This is a genomic window from Thalassospira sp. MIT121401, assembly GCF_047125595.1.
GTDB classification, from domain to species: domain Bacteria; phylum Pseudomonadota; class Alphaproteobacteria; order Rhodospirillales; family Thalassospiraceae; genus Thalassospira; species Thalassospira povalilytica.
The window spans coordinates 1,246,979-1,263,797 of record NZ_CP138926.1; the positions used below are offsets into that span (position 1 = coordinate 1,246,979).

Annotated in this window: 16 protein-coding genes; 10 read left to right on the forward strand and 6 right to left on the reverse strand. The window is 55.7% G+C overall.

Going from position 1 to position 16,819, the window contains the following annotated elements; genetic code table 11:
* Nucleotides 1–50 precede the first annotated feature (50 nt).
* The 6 genes from SIB88_RS05615 to SIB88_RS05640 all read left to right on the forward strand — a co-directional run bounded on the left by SIB88_RS05615 (nt 51) and on the right by SIB88_RS05640 (nt 5,921).
* The gene (locus SIB88_RS05615) at nt 51–1,064 is read left to right on the forward strand and encodes a hypothetical protein (protein WP_206926875.1); all 1,014 of its coding nucleotides are present in this window, start codon (nt 51–53) and stop codon (nt 1,062–1,064) included.
* Between the two features lie 327 nt (nt 1,065–1,391).
* Nucleotides 1,392–2,324 (forward strand): ribose-phosphate pyrophosphokinase, encoded by a 933-nt coding sequence (locus tag SIB88_RS05620; protein ID WP_068518868.1) that lies wholly within the window; start codon nt 1,392–1,394, stop codon nt 2,322–2,324.
* 123 nt (nt 2,325–2,447) lie between these two features.
* Complete coding sequence (locus tag SIB88_RS05625; protein WP_412557554.1) at nt 2,448–3,071, forward strand: 50S ribosomal protein L25/general stress protein Ctc; 624 nt, start codon at nt 2,448–2,450, stop codon at nt 3,069–3,071.
* Nucleotides 3,072–3,086: 15 nt separating this feature from the next.
* Complete coding sequence (gene pth / locus SIB88_RS05630) at nt 3,087–3,872, forward strand: aminoacyl-tRNA hydrolase (RefSeq protein ID WP_412557555.1); 786 nt, start codon at nt 3,087–3,089, stop codon at nt 3,870–3,872.
* A gap of 65 nt (nt 3,873–3,937) precedes the next feature.
* Nucleotides 3,938–5,041 (forward strand): redox-regulated ATPase YchF, encoded by a 1,104-nt coding sequence (gene ychF / locus SIB88_RS05635; RefSeq protein WP_068518865.1) that lies wholly within the window; start codon nt 3,938–3,940, stop codon nt 5,039–5,041.
* A 118-nt stretch (nt 5,042–5,159) separates the two neighbouring features.
* On the forward strand, nt 5,160–5,921 hold the full coding sequence (locus tag SIB88_RS05640) for a glutamine amidotransferase-related protein (RefSeq protein WP_412557556.1): 762 nt from the start codon (nt 5,160–5,162) through the stop codon (nt 5,919–5,921).
* 124 nt (nt 5,922–6,045) lie between these two features.
* On the opposite strand, the gene SIB88_RS05645 is transcribed toward SIB88_RS05640, so the two are convergent.
* The 4 genes from SIB88_RS05645 to SIB88_RS05660 are packed head-to-tail and all read right to left on the reverse strand — an operon-like array spanning nt 6,046 to nt 9,597.
* Nucleotides 6,046–6,552, reverse strand: a complete 507-nt coding sequence (locus SIB88_RS05645) for a DUF2478 domain-containing protein (protein WP_068518864.1) — start codon at nt 6,550–6,552, stop codon at nt 6,046–6,048.
* A 3-nt stretch (nt 6,553–6,555) separates the two neighbouring features.
* Entirely contained in the window at nt 6,556–7,596 is a 1,041-nt protein-coding gene (locus SIB88_RS05650) for a zinc-dependent alcohol dehydrogenase family protein (protein ID WP_412557557.1), read from the reverse strand.
* Nucleotides 7,597–7,638: 42 nt separating this feature from the next.
* On the reverse strand, nt 7,639–8,616 hold the full coding sequence (locus tag SIB88_RS05655) for a rhomboid family intramembrane serine protease (RefSeq protein ID WP_412557558.1): 978 nt from the start codon (nt 8,614–8,616) through the stop codon (nt 7,639–7,641).
* Between the two features lie 57 nt (nt 8,617–8,673).
* Entirely contained in the window at nt 8,674–9,597 is a 924-nt protein-coding gene (locus SIB88_RS05660; protein ID WP_068518861.1) for a LysR substrate-binding domain-containing protein, read from the reverse strand.
* A gap of 166 nt (nt 9,598–9,763) precedes the next feature.
* On the opposite strand from SIB88_RS05660, the gene SIB88_RS05665 reads away from it, so the two are divergent.
* Together SIB88_RS05665 and SIB88_RS05670 are read left to right on the forward strand one after the other, a co-directional pair.
* Entirely contained in the window at nt 9,764–10,291 is a 528-nt protein-coding gene (locus SIB88_RS05665; protein WP_068518860.1) for a peroxiredoxin, read from the forward strand.
* 178 nt (nt 10,292–10,469) lie between these two features.
* The gene (locus SIB88_RS05670) at nt 10,470–11,006 is read left to right on the forward strand and encodes a carboxymuconolactone decarboxylase family protein (RefSeq protein ID WP_068518859.1); all 537 of its coding nucleotides are present in this window, start codon (nt 10,470–10,472) and stop codon (nt 11,004–11,006) included.
* A gap of 86 nt (nt 11,007–11,092) precedes the next feature.
* On the opposite strand, the gene SIB88_RS05675 is transcribed toward SIB88_RS05670, so the two are convergent.
* Together SIB88_RS05675 and SIB88_RS05680 are read right to left on the reverse strand one after the other, a co-directional pair.
* Nucleotides 11,093–11,899: an alpha/beta hydrolase gene (locus SIB88_RS05675; protein ID WP_341653498.1), complete on the reverse strand. Its 807-nt coding sequence runs from the start codon at nt 11,897–11,899 to the stop codon at nt 11,093–11,095.
* Between the two features lie 127 nt (nt 11,900–12,026).
* A complete protein-coding gene (locus tag SIB88_RS05680) occupies nt 12,027–13,229 on the reverse strand; it encodes an aspartate transaminase (protein WP_101245600.1) in 1,203 nt (400 codons plus the stop codon).
* 320 nt (nt 13,230–13,549) lie between these two features.
* Here SIB88_RS05680 and uvrB point away from each other — a divergent pair, with 320 nt between their 5' ends.
* Together uvrB and SIB88_RS05690 are read left to right on the forward strand one after the other, a co-directional pair.
* The gene (gene uvrB / locus SIB88_RS05685) at nt 13,550–15,685 is read left to right on the forward strand and encodes an excinuclease ABC subunit UvrB (RefSeq protein ID WP_412557559.1); all 2,136 of its coding nucleotides are present in this window, start codon (nt 13,550–13,552) and stop codon (nt 15,683–15,685) included.
* A gap of 177 nt (nt 15,686–15,862) precedes the next feature.
* The gene (locus SIB88_RS05690; RefSeq protein WP_412565933.1) at nt 15,863–16,639 is read left to right on the forward strand and encodes a substrate-binding periplasmic protein; all 777 of its coding nucleotides are present in this window, start codon (nt 15,863–15,865) and stop codon (nt 16,637–16,639) included.
* The last annotated feature ends 180 nt before the right edge of the window (nt 16,640–16,819 follow it).

The window sequence follows — 16,819 nt, forward strand, 5'->3', positions numbered from 1 at the left end:
CATCGTGACCATGGTCGGTTGCGTTTTGATGTGAATATATAAGTGACGTTATGAAATCGATCCTCCGTTCCCTTGTTCTTTGCATTTTGATGTTGGCGCCGCTGGCGGCGTGTGGTGATTTGCCCCGCCCGTTCGAGGGGGCGGGACGCGAAGGTGATCCGTCGCTTCTGGAATTGCGCGATGCCGGAACGGTTCGGGTCGAAGCAGGGGATGATTTGCCGGACGGGGCATCGGCACATCTGGCACGGGCGATGGCGCGTGCCCTTCGCAATCGGGATATTCCGGCCTATAGCGACAGTCTGATTGGCGGGGATTATATCCTGCGTCCCAATGTGGTGGCCAATCTGGTCGAAGACGGGGCGAAGCTTGATGTGACCTGGGTTTTGATGCGCCCGGACGGGCTTGCGATCGATACCGCGCGCGCCCAGGGTGAATTGTCTGCCGAACAATGGTTTGCCGACAGTCCGAACGGCCCGGAAGAAAGCAATCTTGCCCTGCCCAAGGAGTTTGCCGAGAAAGTGCGCGAGCTTGACGGCATCAAGGAAAATCCGATCCACAAGACCTATGACGGGCTGGTGGCCGAGTCTGCCGATCAGATTGCCTTTATGATTACCGGCGACCGGTCGGCCTTCAAGGCGGCACCGTTCATGAAGATTGCCCTGATCGATTTTGCCGGTGCGCCGGGTGACGGGAATACCGCGCTTGCGCGGTCCGCCGGGGCCTTGTTGCAGTCAAAGGGCATTCTTGTTGATAACAAGGATATCGGCGAACACAGTGTTATTCTGTCTGCGACCATTGATGTCAGCCCGATTGAAAACGGTCAGAAGCCGCCGGTCGACAAGGTTTCGATCGAATGGGTGATCATGGAACCCGATGGCAGTGAGCTTGGCCAGATGAACCAGAACAATGTCGTGCCCCATGGCAGTCTTGATAAATACTGGGGGGCGGTGGCGTCACTTGCGGCACAGGCCGCGGTCGAAACCCTTGAAGGGGTTCTTGGGCAGATTGCCACGCGCAAGCAATTGCAATTGCGCGCAGATAAAAAGACACTTTCGGCGCGATAGGGCAGTTTGAGAACCGGACAGGAACCGGGAGACGTGCCGGGATGATCGCCTGATGCATGACTGCCTTGTCGTGATTTGTCACTGGGCCCATTTACAGACTGTTAACGGCTGGTTATAAAGCCGCCGCGATCTGCCAAGGTGCGGGTTTGCCTATATATGGTCTTTGAGTGTCGTGAACATGTCGTCGATCCGGGCGGGGTTTCCCCGGTTTCCGGGCTTTTGGGCGACAAGGCAAGCAGGGAACCATCCCGGCAGAATGCACCGACCCGGATTCGCAATAGAATTTGTTTTTTCGCTTTCCCGGCACCCATTAACCGAGGCCCCGCTATGAAGATCCTCGCTGGTAACAGTAACCGCCCGTTGGCTGAGGCAATTGCTGACCATCTGAATCTGCCGCTTACCCGTGCAGATGTTAAGCGTTTCTCCGATGAGGAAATCTGGTGTGAAATTCAGGAAAACGTCCGCGGTGAGGACGTTTTTGTCATTCAGAGCACCTCTTTCCCCGCAAACGACAACCTGATGGAACTTCTGGTGATACTCGACGCGCTGCGTCGTGGGTCTGCACGTCGCATCACGGCTGTCATTCCGTATTTCGGCTATGCCCGTCAGGATCGTAAATCGGGTCCCCGTACCCCGATTTCGGCAAAGCTTGTTGCCAACCTGATCACGGTTGCCGGTGCAGACCGCGTTCTGACCATGGACCTCCACGCCGGTCAGATCCAGGGCTTCTTCGACATTCCGCTTGATAACCTGTTTGCTTCGCCGGTTCTGACCAGCGACATCCGCAACAAGTTCGAAGGCCAGAAACTGGTCATCGTCAGCCCGGATGTCGGCGGTGTTGCCCGTGCGCGTTCCGTTGCAAAGCGTCTGGATGCCGAACTTGCGATCATTGACAAACGTCGCCCGCAGGCCGGTGTTTCCGAAGTGATGCACGTCATCGGTGACGTCAAGGATGCGGCCTGCATCCTGGTTGACGATATCGTTGATTCGGCCGGCACCCTTTGCAATGCAGCCGGTGCCCTTAAAGAGCGCGGCGCATCGTCGGTTGCGGCATATGTTTCCCACGGTGTCCTGTCGGGCCCGGCGGTCGAACGTATTGCCAATTCGCCGATGACCGAAGTCGTTACCACCGATTCCATCCGGGCTTCGGATGCGGTGCGTGATTGCGCAAAAATCCGACAGCTTCCGATTGCGCCGCTGATGGCAGAAGCCATTCGCCGTATCTCGGAAGAAAAATCTGTTTCCGTTCTTTTCGATTGAGGGTATAAGGCCCTCGCCGCGGTGGCACCCCTGGAGGCCACCGCGCTTGTTTTCGTGGGCTTTCAGCGGTGATTTTCACCAACCTGCGAAGACAATATTTTACTAGTTCAAGGAGATTTTCCGATGGCAAATACTGTTATCTCTGCGGAAATCCGTGAACGGGCCGGAAAGGGGGCCGCCCGTGCCGTGCGTCGTGCCGGTATGGTCCCTGGTGTTATTTATGGTGCAAAACAGGAACCTGTTCTGTTCCAGATTGACCCGCGTCCGCTTTGGAAACTTCTGCATAAGCCGGGCTTCTATTCTCATGTTCTGACTGTTCAAGTCGGCAAAGAGAAATACGAAGTTCTGCCGCGCGACGTTCAGTTCGACAAAGTTACCGACGAAATCATGCACGTTGACCTTCTGCGCTTTGCAAAAGGCCAGACCATCCACGTTGAAGTTCCGGTTCGTTTCGAAAACGAAGAGAAATCCCCGGGCATCAAAAAAGGTGGTGTTCTTAACGTTGTTCGTCACGATGTTGAAGTCATCTGCGCTCCGAATGCAATTCCGGAAGAGCTGGTCTTCGACCTTTCTGGCGTTGAAGTTGGTGACTCGATCCACATTTCGGCAATTACCCTGCCGAAAGGTGTCGAGCTTGCGATCACCGACCGTGACTTCACCGTTGCGACTGTTGCTGCTCCGTCCGCTCTGAAATCGGAAGAAAATGCCGAATCAGACGAAGACGAAGAAGAAGCAACCGAAGAATAAGATCGAGGTCTTACGATGTTTTTGGTGGTTGGATTGGGAAACCCGGGATCGGGATATGCCGCCAATCGCCACAACATTGGCTTCATGGCGGCGGACGAACTCGTCCGCCGCTATTCTTTTGGTCCCTGGCGCAAAAAGTTTCAGGGCCAGATTTCCGAAGGTGAATTGAACGGTCAGAAAGTTCTGGTTCTGAAACCGGAAACCTTCATGAACCTGTCAGGGCAAAGCGTTGGCGAAGTGCTGCGCTTTTATAAAATTCCGGTCGAAAACGTTATTGTTCTTCATGATGAGCTGGATTTGCCACCGGGCAAATTGCGCGTAAAACGCGGCGGCGGACATGGCGGGCATAACGGTTTGCGATCCATTGACGCCCATTGTGGCAAGGAATATCGCCGCGTTCGTCTTGGCATTGGTCATCCCGGGGACAAATCCCGTGTGCATGGTCATGTTCTTGGGGATTTCTCCAAGGCCGAGCAGGATGGCTGGCTGATGACGCTTCTGGACGGTGTTGCCGCCGAATTCGGGCGGCTGGTCAAGGGCGATGACGGTGGCTTTATGAGCAAGGTCTCGGCCATTGTGAACCCGCCCAAGCCAAAGGCACCGAAAAAGGACAAGCCGGATGCCAAACCGGCCCAAAAGGATGGCGATGCGGATGCCGGTTTGCAAAAGCGCGACGGCGACGGATTGGATGATTTGTCCGGTGCGGCAAAAGTCCGCGTTGAACGTGCGGACACACCGGTCAGCAATGCTGCTTCGGCCATGGCCGAAGCCCTTGCCAAGGCATTTGGCAAAAAGAAATAGTCTTTCGGCCGGGGACTGCCCGGGCCGATCCTGATGAACAGAAATTCAAGTGACGGAGCCCGAAGATGGGATTCAAATGCGGTATTGTTGGTCTGCCCAACGTTGGCAAATCGACCCTTTTTAACGCCCTGACCCAGACGGCAGCTGCCGAGGCAGCAAACTTCCCGTTCTGCACCATCGAGCCGAATACCGGTCGTGTCAGTGTTCCTGATGATCGTCTGGACAAGATTGCCGCGATTGCAAAATCGGCAAACATTATTCCGACCCAGCTTGAATTTGTTGATATTGCCGGTCTGGTCCGTGGGGCGTCCAAGGGCGAAGGTCTTGGCAACCAGTTCCTTGCCAATATTCGCGAAACCGATGCGATTGTGCATGTTCTGCGGTGCTTTGAAGATGGCGACATCACCCATGTTGACGGATCGGTTGACCCGGTACGTGATGCCGAAACCATCGAGACCGAGCTGATGCTGGCTGATATGGAAAGCCTTGAAAAGCGCGTTCCGGCCTTGCAGAAAAAAGCCCGTTCCAATGACAAGGATGCCAAGCTGGCGCTTGATCTGATCGAGCGCGCGCTTGTGGTGCTGCGCGATGGTCAGCCGGCCCGCGTGGTTGAAATCAATGGCGAGGACGAAGAAAAAGCATTCCGGATGCTGCAACTTCTGACCAGCAAGCCGATCCTTTATGCCTGCAACGTTGATGAAGACAGTGCGGCAGAAGGCAACGAACTTTCGGCCAAGGTTGCCGAAATGGCCGCAGCCCAGGGTGCGCGTTCGGTGGTGATTTCTGCCGCCATTGAATCGGAAGTGGCCCTGCTTGAAAGTGCCGAAGACAAGAAAGAGTTCCTTGAAGGTCTTGGTCTTGAAGAAACCGGTCTGGCCCGTGTCATTCGCGAAGGCTACAAACTTTTGAAACTTTTGACCTTCTTTACGGTTGGTCCGAAAGAAGCCCGCGCATGGACCGTGCATGAAGGGGCAACGGCACCCAATGCTGCCGGTGTCATCCACACCGATTTCGAGCGCGGCTTTATCAAGGCCGAAACCATCGCCTATGACGATTTCATCGAATTTAACGGCGAAGCCGGTGCGCGCGATAACGGCAAGCTGCGCCAGGAAGGCAAGACCTATATCGTCAAGGATGGCGATATCTTCCACTTTAAATTCAACGTCTAAGCCGTCCGGATTTCGGATCGAATTCAAGGGCCGTCGCACAATGTGCGGCGGCTTTTCCTTTGGGGAACAGCGTTTTTGACGGCAGGGGGCTTGTCAAAGAGGGCGTGAAGCAGATTTAATGACCCCAGTTCTGCACCATGATGAGGACCCGATGAACGAACTGAGTACCAATGATCGCATTTTGCTGATTTTCAATTCGGCCACCGGACAGCCGGGGCGGTTGGGAACGGTTTTGCGCAAATATGGTTACGAGTTCGATATTCGCCGTCCGGGCGAAGGCGATGCCTTGCCCGATGACCTGTCGGGCTATCATCTTGTTGTGGTGTTTGGCGGCCCGATGAGTGCCAATGACGATGATCTTGGCAATGTGCAGGCAATCATGGAATTCCTGCCCAAGGTGGTCGAAAGTGACGTTCTGTATCTGGGCATTTGTCTTGGCGCACAGATGATGGCGCGCCATCTGGGGGCGGATGTGGAACCCCATCCCGAAGGCTTGACCGAGATCGGATATTACCCGGTGCAGGCAACCGATGCCGGGCGTGATCTTTTCCCCGACGAGATGATGGTCTATCACTGGCACAGCGAAGGGTTCGGATTGCCCGAGGGCGCGGAGCTTGTGGCGACCGGGCCAACATTTCCCCATCAGGCCTATCACATTGATGAACGCATCTGGGGCATTCAGTTTCATCCCGAAGTCGATGATGAAACCCATGAACGCTGGCTTGCCAATGGCGGGGATAAAACCGACCGCCCCAATGGTCAGGGGCCCGATGAACAACGCGCCGGACGGATCAAATATGATCAGGCATTCGGGGAATGGTTCGAACGGTTTGCCGCCCGGGTTCTGGTCCGTGAACGCACAACCCTTCAGACCGGATAAGGTGCACGCAAGTGCGGACTGGTTCGTGCAGCCGGGCTGATTTGCCAGCGTGATATCCGGCCGTCATGCCCATTTGCTCGTTTACCCATTTGCCCATTGCCGGTCAGGGATCAGCAGCCAGTCATCACGCGTCTTGCAGCAGGCTTGTCTGATGGTTCAGCCAGTCCAAGATTGCCTGTCGATCAAGGTCGAGACTTTCGGCAATGCCGCCATGGAAATCGGCCCAGGCATCGGCATATTCACCGCGCACCCCGACCAGCACCGGTACGCCCAGTTCAAGGGCGCGTGAAATCACATCGCGCAAACCGCGCCCGTCGGCTTCGCTGCGGCCAAAGCGCGCAACAATCAACAGATCACAATCGGTTTCGACATCGCGTTCAAGCTGCTCGGACAGGGATGACAGGGCATCACCATCAAGCTTGCAGCCCTTTGCCATGGCGCCACGGTTCTTGGTGATCGGCATTTCATCGCCGCTGCGCAGATTGCGGACATAAACCAGTGTCCCGCAGTCCCGGTCCTTACGGCGTTTTTGCACATAACCGGCGATGCGGTTGGCATCATAGCCCGCTGCGATATCGGCAAGGATATCGTCAATCGGTTGTTTGGGAAGAAACGCAATACCCGCCAGCATCGATCAGAACCGGTCAATGACAGTGACGCCGGTTCCGGCGAAGTGATCCATATTCATCAGCGCGGTGGCGCCTTCGGCCAGGGTGACGCGATCGCCGATCAGTTTTTGCGGGGCCAGTTTGCCGGTCATGATCATGTCGACCATGGCATCATAACGGAATGCCTGCATGCCGTGGCTGCCCAGAATTTCAAGTTCATGGGCAACGACCCGGTCCATCGGAACTTTGGCATGGGCGTGGTCGCCGGTCATCAGGCCGATCTGGATATGCTTGCCGCGTTTGCGCAGGGACGCCACAGAGTTAAAGCAGGTCACCGCACTGCCAAGTGCATCGACCGAAACATGCGCACCGCCGCGGGTGATGTCCTTGATCTCGGTCGGGATATCATCAATTGCCGCGGCATTGAGAACCGCATTGGCGCCAAGTTCCTTGGCAAATTCAAGCTTGGCATCGTCAATATCAACTGCCACCACATAGGCCCCGGCGGCGGCGGCAATCATGATTGCAGACAGACCCACACCACCAGCACCATGCACAGCGACGATCTGACCGGCACTGACCTTGCCCTGGTCAATCACGCCACGGAAGCTGGTGGCAAAGCGGCAGCCAAGACTGGCGGCAGTTGCGAAATCCATTTCATCGGGCAGGCGCACCAGATTGGTGTCGGCATAGTCAATGGCGACAAATTCGGCAAAACTGCCCCAATGGGTAAAGCCCGGCTGGAATTGATGGTCACAGACCTGATGATTGCCACTGTTGCATTCCGGGCAATGACCACAGCCCGATACAAACGGGACGGTGACCCGGTCGCCTTCCTGCCAACGTTTGATATCCTTGCCGACTGCAACCACGGTTCCGGCAAATTCATGGCCCGGAACATGGGGCAATTGCACATCGGAATCATGGCCCATCCAGCCATGCCAGTCACTGCGGCACAGGCCGGTTGCGCCAACCCTGATCACGACCCCGCCATTGCTCGGGGTCGGATCGTCAAGTTTCTGGACTTCGATCGGACCCTGATATTCGGTGAAATAGGCGGCGCGCATGGCAATCCTCCGACGGGGTTAGGGGACCCTTATGGGGTGAGTTCAATTATCGTCCGGGTTGGCGTCTTTATGCAAGCGAACAACTTTCGGAACACCAACAGACGGCTTTGTGGGGTGCTTTTGCTTTGGGGCCGTGGCAGGGCGATAGCGCCCCCAGGGTGATGTGTCACGATTGTCGCCTTCCTTGCCCCACGGGCCGCGCTGATCGTCGCGCATGCTGGCATGTTTTGCCGCACGTTCGGCCTCGTAGGCGGCGGCCCATGGCGGGATATTGGCACCCGTGCCAGCGTCGCGGGCCTTGCGGCCGGGGCGATAAATGCCGAAGGCCGGGGCGGGGGATCCGTCATGCCAAAGCGGGATGTTGCGATACTTGAAAAGCGGGATCAGGGCAAGACCGGCAACGAAGCCCGCGATATGGGCAACCCAGGCAATGCCGCCATCGGCACCGCTTCCGAAATTGATGATCTGGGTGACAAACCAGAAGCCGAGCACGAAAACGGCGGGCACATAGAAAATGAAAACCCAGAAGAACCACACCAGTACGCGTGCCTTGGGATAAAGCAGGAAATACGCCCCCAGCACGCCGGCAAGCGCCCCGGATGCACCGATCATGGGGATATGGGACTGGGTATCAAGCAGGCCATGGCCAAGGGCCGCGGCAATGCCGCAAATCAGATAGAACATCAAAAAGCGGAAATGCCCCATCGCGTCTTCGACATTGTTTCCGAAGATCCAGAGATAGAGCATATTGCCGCCAAGATGCATCCAGCCGCCATGCATGAACATGGCCGAAAAGATCGACAAAAAGCCAAAGCCCGGCGGGAAGGGGGAGAATTCCGGTGGCAAGTCGGCATGGCCGAAAACAATGGCGGGGATTGCGCCATATTGCAGATTGACCAGCTGGGCCGACCGCGGATCAAGCGAGACGGTAAACAGAAACACCACCACATTGAGCGCAATGATCGCGTAGGTCACCCAGGGGGTGATGGTGGTCGGGTTGTTATCCTTGATCGGTAACATCGACGATAAGCCTGTTTCCTGTTTTACCCGTAAAACAAATCAATGACGCCGGGCAAATCAGGCAACGTCGGCCTGATGCCGCGGGGTAAGCCGATCACGCAAATAGGTTGCCAGTTGGCGATATTCACGTTTGCGGGCCGAACTTCTGCGCCAGACCATGCCGATGCGCCGGATCGGGACCGGGTTTTCAAACGGCATGATTTTCAAAAGGTCGGGGCGGCGGGCCTCGACTTCAAGCGACATTTCGGGAAGCAGGGTCGATCCGACACCCGCCGCCACCATCTGAACCAGGGTCGACAGGCTGTTGGCCTGAAAGTCGGCGGATTTGCTCCATCCGGCTTTCTGGCAGACTTCAAGGGCCTGATCGCGCAGGCAATGACCGTCTTCAAGCAGCAAAAGTTTTTCATCCTTGATGTCGGAAATTTCAAGCCGGCTTTTGCTGGTCAGCGGGTTGTCGGGGCTGCAGGCAAAGACGAACTGGTCTTCGAACAGATCAAACTCTTCAAGCCAGGCTTCCTCGATCGGAAGGGCAATCAGGGCAAGATCAAGTTTGCCCGCCGACAGAAGCTTGATCAGGTTGCCGGTCTGGTCTTCGCGCAGGAAGGGCTGCAATTTCGGGAAGCCGGACTTGATCTGGGTCATCACGTCGGGCAGCAAATACGGACCGATGGTCGGGATGACGCCGATATGGATCGGGCCCGACAGCGGTTCTGTTGCGGCCTGTGCCATGGTGGTCAGTTCGTCGACTTCCTGAAGAATGCTTCGCGCCCGCGAAACGACTTCTTCGCCCAGCGGGGTGATCAGGACCTGACGCTTGTTGCGTTCGACAAGCTGCGCCCCAAGAAGGTTTTCAAGTTCGTTGATTGCCGCAGACAGGCTGGGCTGCGTGATAAAGCAGGCCTCGGCCGCGCGGCCAAAATGGCCGCATTCCGCAAGGGCAACTAAGTACTTGAGCTGCTTGATACTTGGTTGGGCAGCCATAAATTTTTCCTATCACCAACTGAGGATTTATCTATTTGTCTTAGTTAGTCCATTTCACTACAAATCGCCAGCAGGGAGTGCATTTTTTGCACTTGCACACAAGATGACACGGCCTGTCGGGGGCCGTTAATCGGGAATTTTAACTGGGTTATGGAGTACCAAAATAATGCTTACCGTTGGTGATACGCTTCCTGAATTCAATCTGACTGGTGTTTCGGGCAAAACCCCGGACAGCTTTGCACCGGTGACCGACAAGTCCTATGAAGGCAAATGGAAGATCCTGTTCTTCTGGCCGAAAGACTTCACCTTTGTCTGCCCGACCGAAATCGTCGGTTATGGCGAACTGAACGGTGAATTCGAAGACCGTGACGCGGTTCTTCTGGGTTGCTCGACCGACACCGATTTCGTCCATGCAGCATGGCGTACCCACCACGAAGATCTGGGCGACAGCCCGTTCGTATGGCTGGCTGACGAGAAAAAAGAACTGTCGGCAGCCCTTGGTGTTCTGGCGAAAGATGCCGGTGTTGCCCTGCGTGCGACCTTCATCGTCGATCCGGACAACATCATCCGTCACGTCCAGGTTAACGACCTTAACGTTGGTCGTAACCCGCAGGAAGCCCTGCGTATTCTTGATGCACTGCAGACCGACGAACTTTGCCCGTGCAACTGGAACCAGGGTGACGCAACCCTCTAAGTCGTATTTTACGACTTGGTCCAGACCGATTTTGGGGCCGGACACCTGTCCGGTCCCGTTTTCAGCCCATCGGGAAAATTTGATTGATCCATCTGCCGATATGGTCGGCGGCTTGGTGATGGCTGAAGAGTTTTGTGATTTTCGCTTTCAAAGCAGCAATGAATTCAGGGGTTAAACAATGACTTCTATCGTCGAAATCAAAGACGCAATGCCGTCCTATGCCAAGGATCTCAAACTGAACCTGTCGAGCATGGCCAACAATCCGGGCATGACCGACCAGCAGGTTTACGGCACAGCCCTTGCGTGTGCATTCGCATCGCGCAACGCCAAACTGATCAAGGCCGTTGCCGCCGAAGCAAAAGAAAAACTGTCCGAAGAAGCCATTGAAGCTGCCAAGGGTGCAGCGGCAATCATGGGCATGAACAACATCTATTACCGTTTCGTGCATCTGGTTTCGGATGCCGAATACGGTTCGATGCCGGCCCGCCTTCGTATGAACATCATCGGCAAGCCGGGCATCGACAAGGCCGATTTCGAACTGTTTTCGATCGCGGTTTCGGCGATCAACGGTTGCGGCATGTGCATCGATTCCCATGACAAGGTGCTCAAAGGTGCCGGCGTCAAAAAGGAAACCATCCAGAACGCCATCCGCATTGCATCGGTCATTCACGCCGTTGCGGTCGTGATCGACGCCGAAGACGCGTTGGCCGAATAAGCCGACAGAATTCGGGCATAGCCCAATCAAAAAGCCCCGGTTGCATGACGCAGCCGGGGCTTTTTTGTTTGGGCGGCAAGTTGGTGTTAGCCATCGACAAGTTCGGCAAGGCCCAGATGCTTGAGGCTGGCGGCAATCACCTGATCGGGTTGATCAAAGTGCGGGATGTGGCCGCAATTCTTGATCAGCATTCCGGTTGCCGGGCCGCTGACATTGGCGCAGATGGTGTGGACCTGTTCGTCGCTGCCAAACTGGTCATCATCGCCCTGAATGACCAGAAGCGGGCAGGTGATGCTGGCCAGTTCGTCGACCATGTTCCAGTCACGAAAAGCCGGTTGCCGCCAGGTATCGACCCAGGCGCTGAAAACGGCATCGGTCTGGAAGAAGTGATGGCGTTCAAGTTTGGTTTTCCAGTCGGTATTGGCATAAATGCCCGCCGCATCATTGATGCCGGCAATGGTGACGTCTTCGACAAAGACGTGGGCGGCCTCGGAAATCACCGCAGTGACATTGTCGGGGAAGCGGGCGGCGTATTTAAGGGCAATGGTCGCGCCGTCACTGTGACCAAACAGGATGGGTTTGCTTAGTCCCAGTTCGGTGATCAGTCCGTGCAGATAGACATCGCTTTCGGTGTTGTGAAAATTGACCGCACGGGGAATGTCGCCATCGGCATGCGGGTCTGACCGGCCATGGCCGCGCCGCTCATAGACAATGACAGGGTGCCGGGTTGCGGTTGCCAGTTTGGCGGGGAAGTCCCGCCACATGCGAATGGTGCCCAGGGCCTCGTGAAGGAAGATAATGGTCGGGGCATCTTCACGAACATCGGCAGGGGTGATCCGCTGACAGAACAGACTTATTCCGTCGACGGTGGCGTAGAAGTTCTCGTTGATCATGATGTGTCCGATTTATCGGTAATTCAGTGCGTAATTATTGAATTCGATAATGGACAAAAAAACAGGGCCCGGCAAGTGCCGGACCCCGTTTGGTGATCAATGCCCCGAAATATCGGGTGCAGAAACCTTATTTCAGTGCAGCGCAGGCACGTTTGATACGTGCGCATGCTTCGGTAAGGGCCGCATCCGACGTCGCATAGGAAATGCGGAAATACGGAGCCAGACCGAATGCCGAACCCTGAACCGCAGCAACGCCTTCTGCTTCGAGCAGGTAGGTGACGAAGTCGGTGTCGGTTTCGATTTTCTTGCCATCCGGGGTGGTTTTGCCGATCGCACCCGCGCAAGACGGATAGACGTAAAACGCACCTTCCGGGGTTTTGCACGACAGGCCTTCGCATTCGTTCAGGGCTGCGACAACAAGGTCACGGCGCTTTTTGAAGACTTCTGCGCGTTCTTTAAGGAAGTCCTGCGGACCGCTAAGCGCTTCGATCGAAGCAGCCTGGCTGATCGAGGAGGTGTGGGTGCTGGACTGCGACTGGACCTTGTTGATCGCTTTGATCAGGTCTTTCGGGCCGGCAGCATAGCCAAGACGCCAGCCGGTCATCGCATAGGATTTCGACACACCGTTACAGGTCAGCGTACGCTCTTTGAGCTTCGGCTCGATCTGGGCGATGGTGGTGAATTCGAAACCGTCATAGACGAGGTGCTCATACATGTCGTCAGACATGACATAGACGTTTTCGTGTTTCAGAAGAACGTCGGCAATCGCACGCAGTTCGGCACGCGAATAAGCCGCACCGGTCGGGTTCGACGGCGAGTTCAGAACAACCCATTTGGTTTTCGGCGTGATTGCGGCTTCGAGCTCGGCGGCGGTGATTTTGAAGTCGTTTTCTTCCTGGCATTCGACCACGACCGGTGTGCCTTCGGCCATCAGGGTCATGTCCGGGTAGGAAACCCAGTAGGGAGCCGGGATGATGACTTCGTCGCCCGGGTTCAGCGTTGCGAAGAACGCATTGAACAGGGTCTGTTTGCCACCACAACCAACGGTGATTTCGTCGATGGTGTATTCCAGGTCGTTTTCACGCTTGAACTTCTCGACAATGGCCTTGCGCAGCTCGGGAGTGCCAGCGACCGGAGTGTATTTGGTCTTGCCAGCATCGAGTGCCGCCTTGGCAGCTTCTTTGATGTTGTCGGGGGTATCAAAATCCGGCTCACCTGCGCCAAGACCGATCACGTCAACGCCAGCTGCCTTGAGTTCAGCGGCCTTGGTGGTTACGGCAATGGTGGGAGATGGTTTGATACGGCTCAAACGGTCGGCAATAAACGCCATTGGTCTGTTTCCCTGGAATGAAAAAAGAAGTGAAAAGAATCGCGTTCTTTCGGATCGGACCCTACGCCTGCCTTAAATGCAATTCAAGGCAGTTTGTCGCGTTTTGCGGGTTCTTTGGGATGAATTTATCCAATTTAACCGTCCACAGGATGTCAGATCGAACAGAACAGAATGCATAACGCGGTAAAATGGTTCTTGTTCCGGCAATCCTAATCCTGACGGCTCCTGACATTTCCTGACAGGAACTGTCAGGGGTGGGGCTTGCGATTGGTGCTATCTGACCTATAACTAGGGGCAAGATCAAACAAGGGATTTGCCCGATGGATGCGCTACCGGAATTTCTGACCAAACGTCGCCCGCCCGTTGAAGGATCACGGGAATTCAAGCTGGTGACGGAATATCAGCCCGCCGGCGATCAGCCATCCGCGATTGCCGAACTGATGGCGGGCATCAACGAGAATGAACGTGATCAGGTTCTTCTGGGTGTAACCGGGTCGGGCAAGACCTTTACCATGGCCAATATCATCGCCAAGACCCAGCGCCCGGCCCTTGTTCTTGCGCCAAACAAGACACTGGCCGCCCAGCTTTATGCCGAGATGAAGGGATTTTTCCCGGAAAACGCGGTCGAGTATTTCGTTTCCTATTACGACTATTACCAGCCCGAAGCCTATATCCCGCGGACCGATACCTATATCGAAAAAGACAGTTCGATTAACGAACAGATCGACCGGATGCGCCACGCCGCAACGCGTGCGATCCTTGAACGCAACGACTGTATCATCGTGGCATCGGTGTCGTGCATTTACGGTATCGGGGCGGTGGAAACATATCTTGAGATGACCCAGCGCATTTCGGTTGGCGACGAGGTCGATCGCAACGACATCATGAAGCGGCTGGTCGAATTGCAATATACCCGCAATGACGCGGCCTTTTCGCGCGGCACTTTCCGGGTGCGCGGTGATGTGCTTGAGATTTTCCCGGCCCACGCCGAAGACCGCGCATGGCGGGTTTCGATGTTTGGCGACGAGATCGAGGAACTGGCCGAATTCGATCCGCTGACCGGGCATAAATTTGCGACCATGGACTCGGTCACGGTTTATGCAAATTCGCACCATGTGACACCGCGCCCGACCCTTGTGCAGGCAATGGCCGGCATCAAGCAGGAATTGAAAGACCGTCTGGCCCAGTTCCGCGAAGAGGGCAAGTTGCTGGCAGCCGAGCGGATTGAACAGCGCACGACCTTTGACCTTGAAATGATGGAAACGGTTGGCCATTGCAAAGGGATTGAAAACTATTCCCGCTGGCTGTCGGGCCGTAACCCGGGCGATCCGCCGCCGACATTGTTTGAATATTTGCCTGAAAATGCGTTGCTGTTTGTCGATGAAAGCCACGTGGCTGTGCCGCAAATCGGCGGCATGTTCAGAGGTGACTATAATCGCAAATTCACCCTGGCCGAGCACGGGTTCCGCCTGCCAAGCTGTGTTGATAACCGGCCGCTGAAATTCGAGGAATGGGACGCCATGCGCCCGCAAAGCGTGTTTGTTTCGGCAACACCGGGCAATTGGGAAATGGAACGCACCGGTGGTGTCTTTGCCGAACAGGTGATCCGCCCGACGGGTCTTATTGATCCGGTCTGTATTGTTCGCCCGGTTGAAACCCAGGTCGATGATCTTCTGGGTGAGGCCAAGGCATGTGCGGCCAAGGGGCAGCGCGTTCTGGTCACGACCCTGACCAAACGCATGGCCGAGGATTTGACCGAATATCTGCATGAACACGGCATTCGTGTGCGGTATCTGCATTCCGACATTGATACGCTTGAACGTATCGAGATCATCCGTGATTTGCGTTTGGGCGTGTTTGACGTTCTGGTTGGCATCAACCTTCTGCGCGAGGGGCTGGATATTCCGGAATGTGCGCTGGTTGCCATTTTGGATGCGGACAAGGAAGGGTTCCTTCGTTCCAAGACGTCGCTGGTTCAGACCATTGGTCGCGCGGCGCGTAACGTTGATGGCCGGGTGTTGCTGTATGCCGACAAGATGACCGACAGCCTGGAATATGCGATTGGCGAAACCAACCGCCGCCGTGAAAAGCAGATGGCCTATAACGAGGAACATGGCATCACGCCGGAAACGGTCCGCAGCAAGATCAATGATGTTCTTGAAAGTGTGGCGGAACAGGATTACGTCACGGTCGATACCGGCGTTTCGGGCGACACATTGATTGGTCATAACCTGCGTGCGCATATCGAAGATCTTGAAAAACGGATGCGCGAAGCCGCAGGCAACCTTGAATTCGAAGAGGCCGCCCGCCTGCGCGACGAGGTCAAGCGACTGGAAGACCAGGAACTTGGTCTTGCGGAAGCCGGACCGATGGCGCGAAGCATCGGAACGGCCGGCCCCGGATCAAAATCGGCCAACAAACCGAAATATAAAGGCCGCCGGCGCAAGGGACCATAAGCCGAAAACCAATGCAGAAAACGCCGCATCAGATGGGCGAGCATTGCAAAAACAACGGTTGTTCGGGGTGATTTAGTCCGCATATAAAGCGCCATGACGGGCGACGGGAGTCGCATTGTTGAAGGGAGCGGGTTCTTTCCCTATCCTGATGTTCTGGTGGCCTTGGAGAACAGCTTTATGCTGCGTCTGAGATCTTGGCTTTTGTGGGTTGCGGTTTGTTTGGCCGGGGCAGGTGGATTGTTTGCCGGTGGCAATGCCGCTGCGCGCGAACTGACCGTGGTGATCAATCCCGCGCCACCCTATCGCATTGTCAAGGAAACGCCGGACGGGCTTTCATATTCGGGCATTTATGTTGAAGTGGTGCGCGAAGCCGCACGCCGGGTCGGTATTGATCTTGCATTCGAAGTGGTGCCGTTCAGGCGTGCTCTTTACCTGATCGAACGGGGCAAGTCCGATTTGATGTTGGGCCCCAATCGCACCGATGAACGCCAGCAATATATGTATTATTTCGGCGCGGCCTTACCCGACGAGCCAAAGGCGATCTATATCGGGGCGCTTGATGGCGATATCCGAAGCATTCAGGATCTGGGCGCAAAGTCGGTCGGGGTGTTGCGCGGGGCAAATCACAGCCGCCAGCTTGACGAAGTTGCCGATATCCGGCTGGTCGAAGCGGCCGATTATCCGACCCTGTTCAGGATGCTTGATATGCACCGGATCCATGCCTTGATCGTTCCGGAACTTCTGGCGGTTGAACTGATCAGACGCGAAGGGCCGTTTCGTATTCGCAAGGCCGATCTGGTGTTGCAAGGTCAGCCATCCTTTATCGGATTGTCCCGCCAGTCCGCCTATTTCACCGATGGCAGCTTTACCGCACTTGAAGCCGCATTGGTTGAAATGCGCCATGACGGCACGTTTGATGAAATCTATGCCCGCTATGCCCAGCCCGCCCAATAGGCGGACCGGATATCATGCATCCCTGCATCAAGCATCCCGCATTATGAAGCGGGGATGATTGTGTGCGGCCATGGGCAAATTTGCAGACCGTAATGCCGGTCCCGAAAACCGAACGCGCCGCCCATCAGTAATGATGGCCAGCGCGCATAACGGGAAGATCGGTTGCAAGCAGCGTGTTTG

Excerpts from the sequence above, each read along its gene's own strand:
- SIB88_RS05650 (WP_412557557.1), bottom strand. The coding sequence starts at position 7,596 with ATGCGCGCCGCCTATTTCACCGAATATCAGGGTCCGATCGAAGTCCAG.
- SIB88_RS05655 (WP_412557558.1), bottom strand. The coding sequence starts at position 8,616 with ATGTTACCGATCAAGGATAACAACCCGACCACCATCACCCCCTGGGTG.
- SIB88_RS05670 (WP_068518859.1), top strand. The coding sequence starts at position 10,470 with ATGACTTCTATCGTCGAAATCAAAGACGCAATGCCGTCCTATGCCAAG.
- SIB88_RS05645 (WP_068518864.1), bottom strand. The coding sequence starts at position 6,552 with ATGCTGGCGGGTATTGCGTTTCTTCCCAAACAACCGATTGACGATATC.
- pth (WP_412557555.1), top strand. The coding sequence starts at position 3,087 with ATGTTTTTGGTGGTTGGATTGGGAAACCCGGGATCGGGATATGCCGCC.
- SIB88_RS05665 (WP_068518860.1), top strand. The coding sequence starts at position 9,764 with ATGCTTACCGTTGGTGATACGCTTCCTGAATTCAATCTGACTGGTGTT.
- SIB88_RS05625 (WP_412557554.1), top strand. The coding sequence starts at position 2,448 with ATGGCAAATACTGTTATCTCTGCGGAAATCCGTGAACGGGCCGGAAAG.
- SIB88_RS05675 (WP_341653498.1), bottom strand. The coding sequence starts at position 11,899 with ATGATCAACGAGAACTTCTACGCCACCGTCGACGGAATAAGTCTGTTC.
- SIB88_RS05640 (WP_412557556.1), top strand. The coding sequence starts at position 5,160 with ATGACCCCAGTTCTGCACCATGATGAGGACCCGATGAACGAACTGAGT.
- SIB88_RS05660 (WP_068518861.1), bottom strand. The coding sequence starts at position 9,597 with ATGGCTGCCCAACCAAGTATCAAGCAGCTCAAGTACTTAGTTGCCCTT.
- SIB88_RS05620 (WP_068518868.1), top strand. The coding sequence starts at position 1,392 with ATGAAGATCCTCGCTGGTAACAGTAACCGCCCGTTGGCTGAGGCAATT.
- SIB88_RS05690 (WP_412565933.1), top strand. The coding sequence starts at position 15,863 with ATGCTGCGTCTGAGATCTTGGCTTTTGTGGGTTGCGGTTTGTTTGGCC.
- SIB88_RS05680 (WP_101245600.1), bottom strand. The coding sequence starts at position 13,229 with ATGGCGTTTATTGCCGACCGTTTGAGCCGTATCAAACCATCTCCCACC.
- ychF (WP_068518865.1), top strand. The coding sequence starts at position 3,938 with ATGGGATTCAAATGCGGTATTGTTGGTCTGCCCAACGTTGGCAAATCG.
- SIB88_RS05615 (WP_206926875.1), top strand. The coding sequence starts at position 51 with ATGAAATCGATCCTCCGTTCCCTTGTTCTTTGCATTTTGATGTTGGCG.
- uvrB (WP_412557559.1), top strand. The coding sequence starts at position 13,550 with ATGGATGCGCTACCGGAATTTCTGACCAAACGTCGCCCGCCCGTTGAA.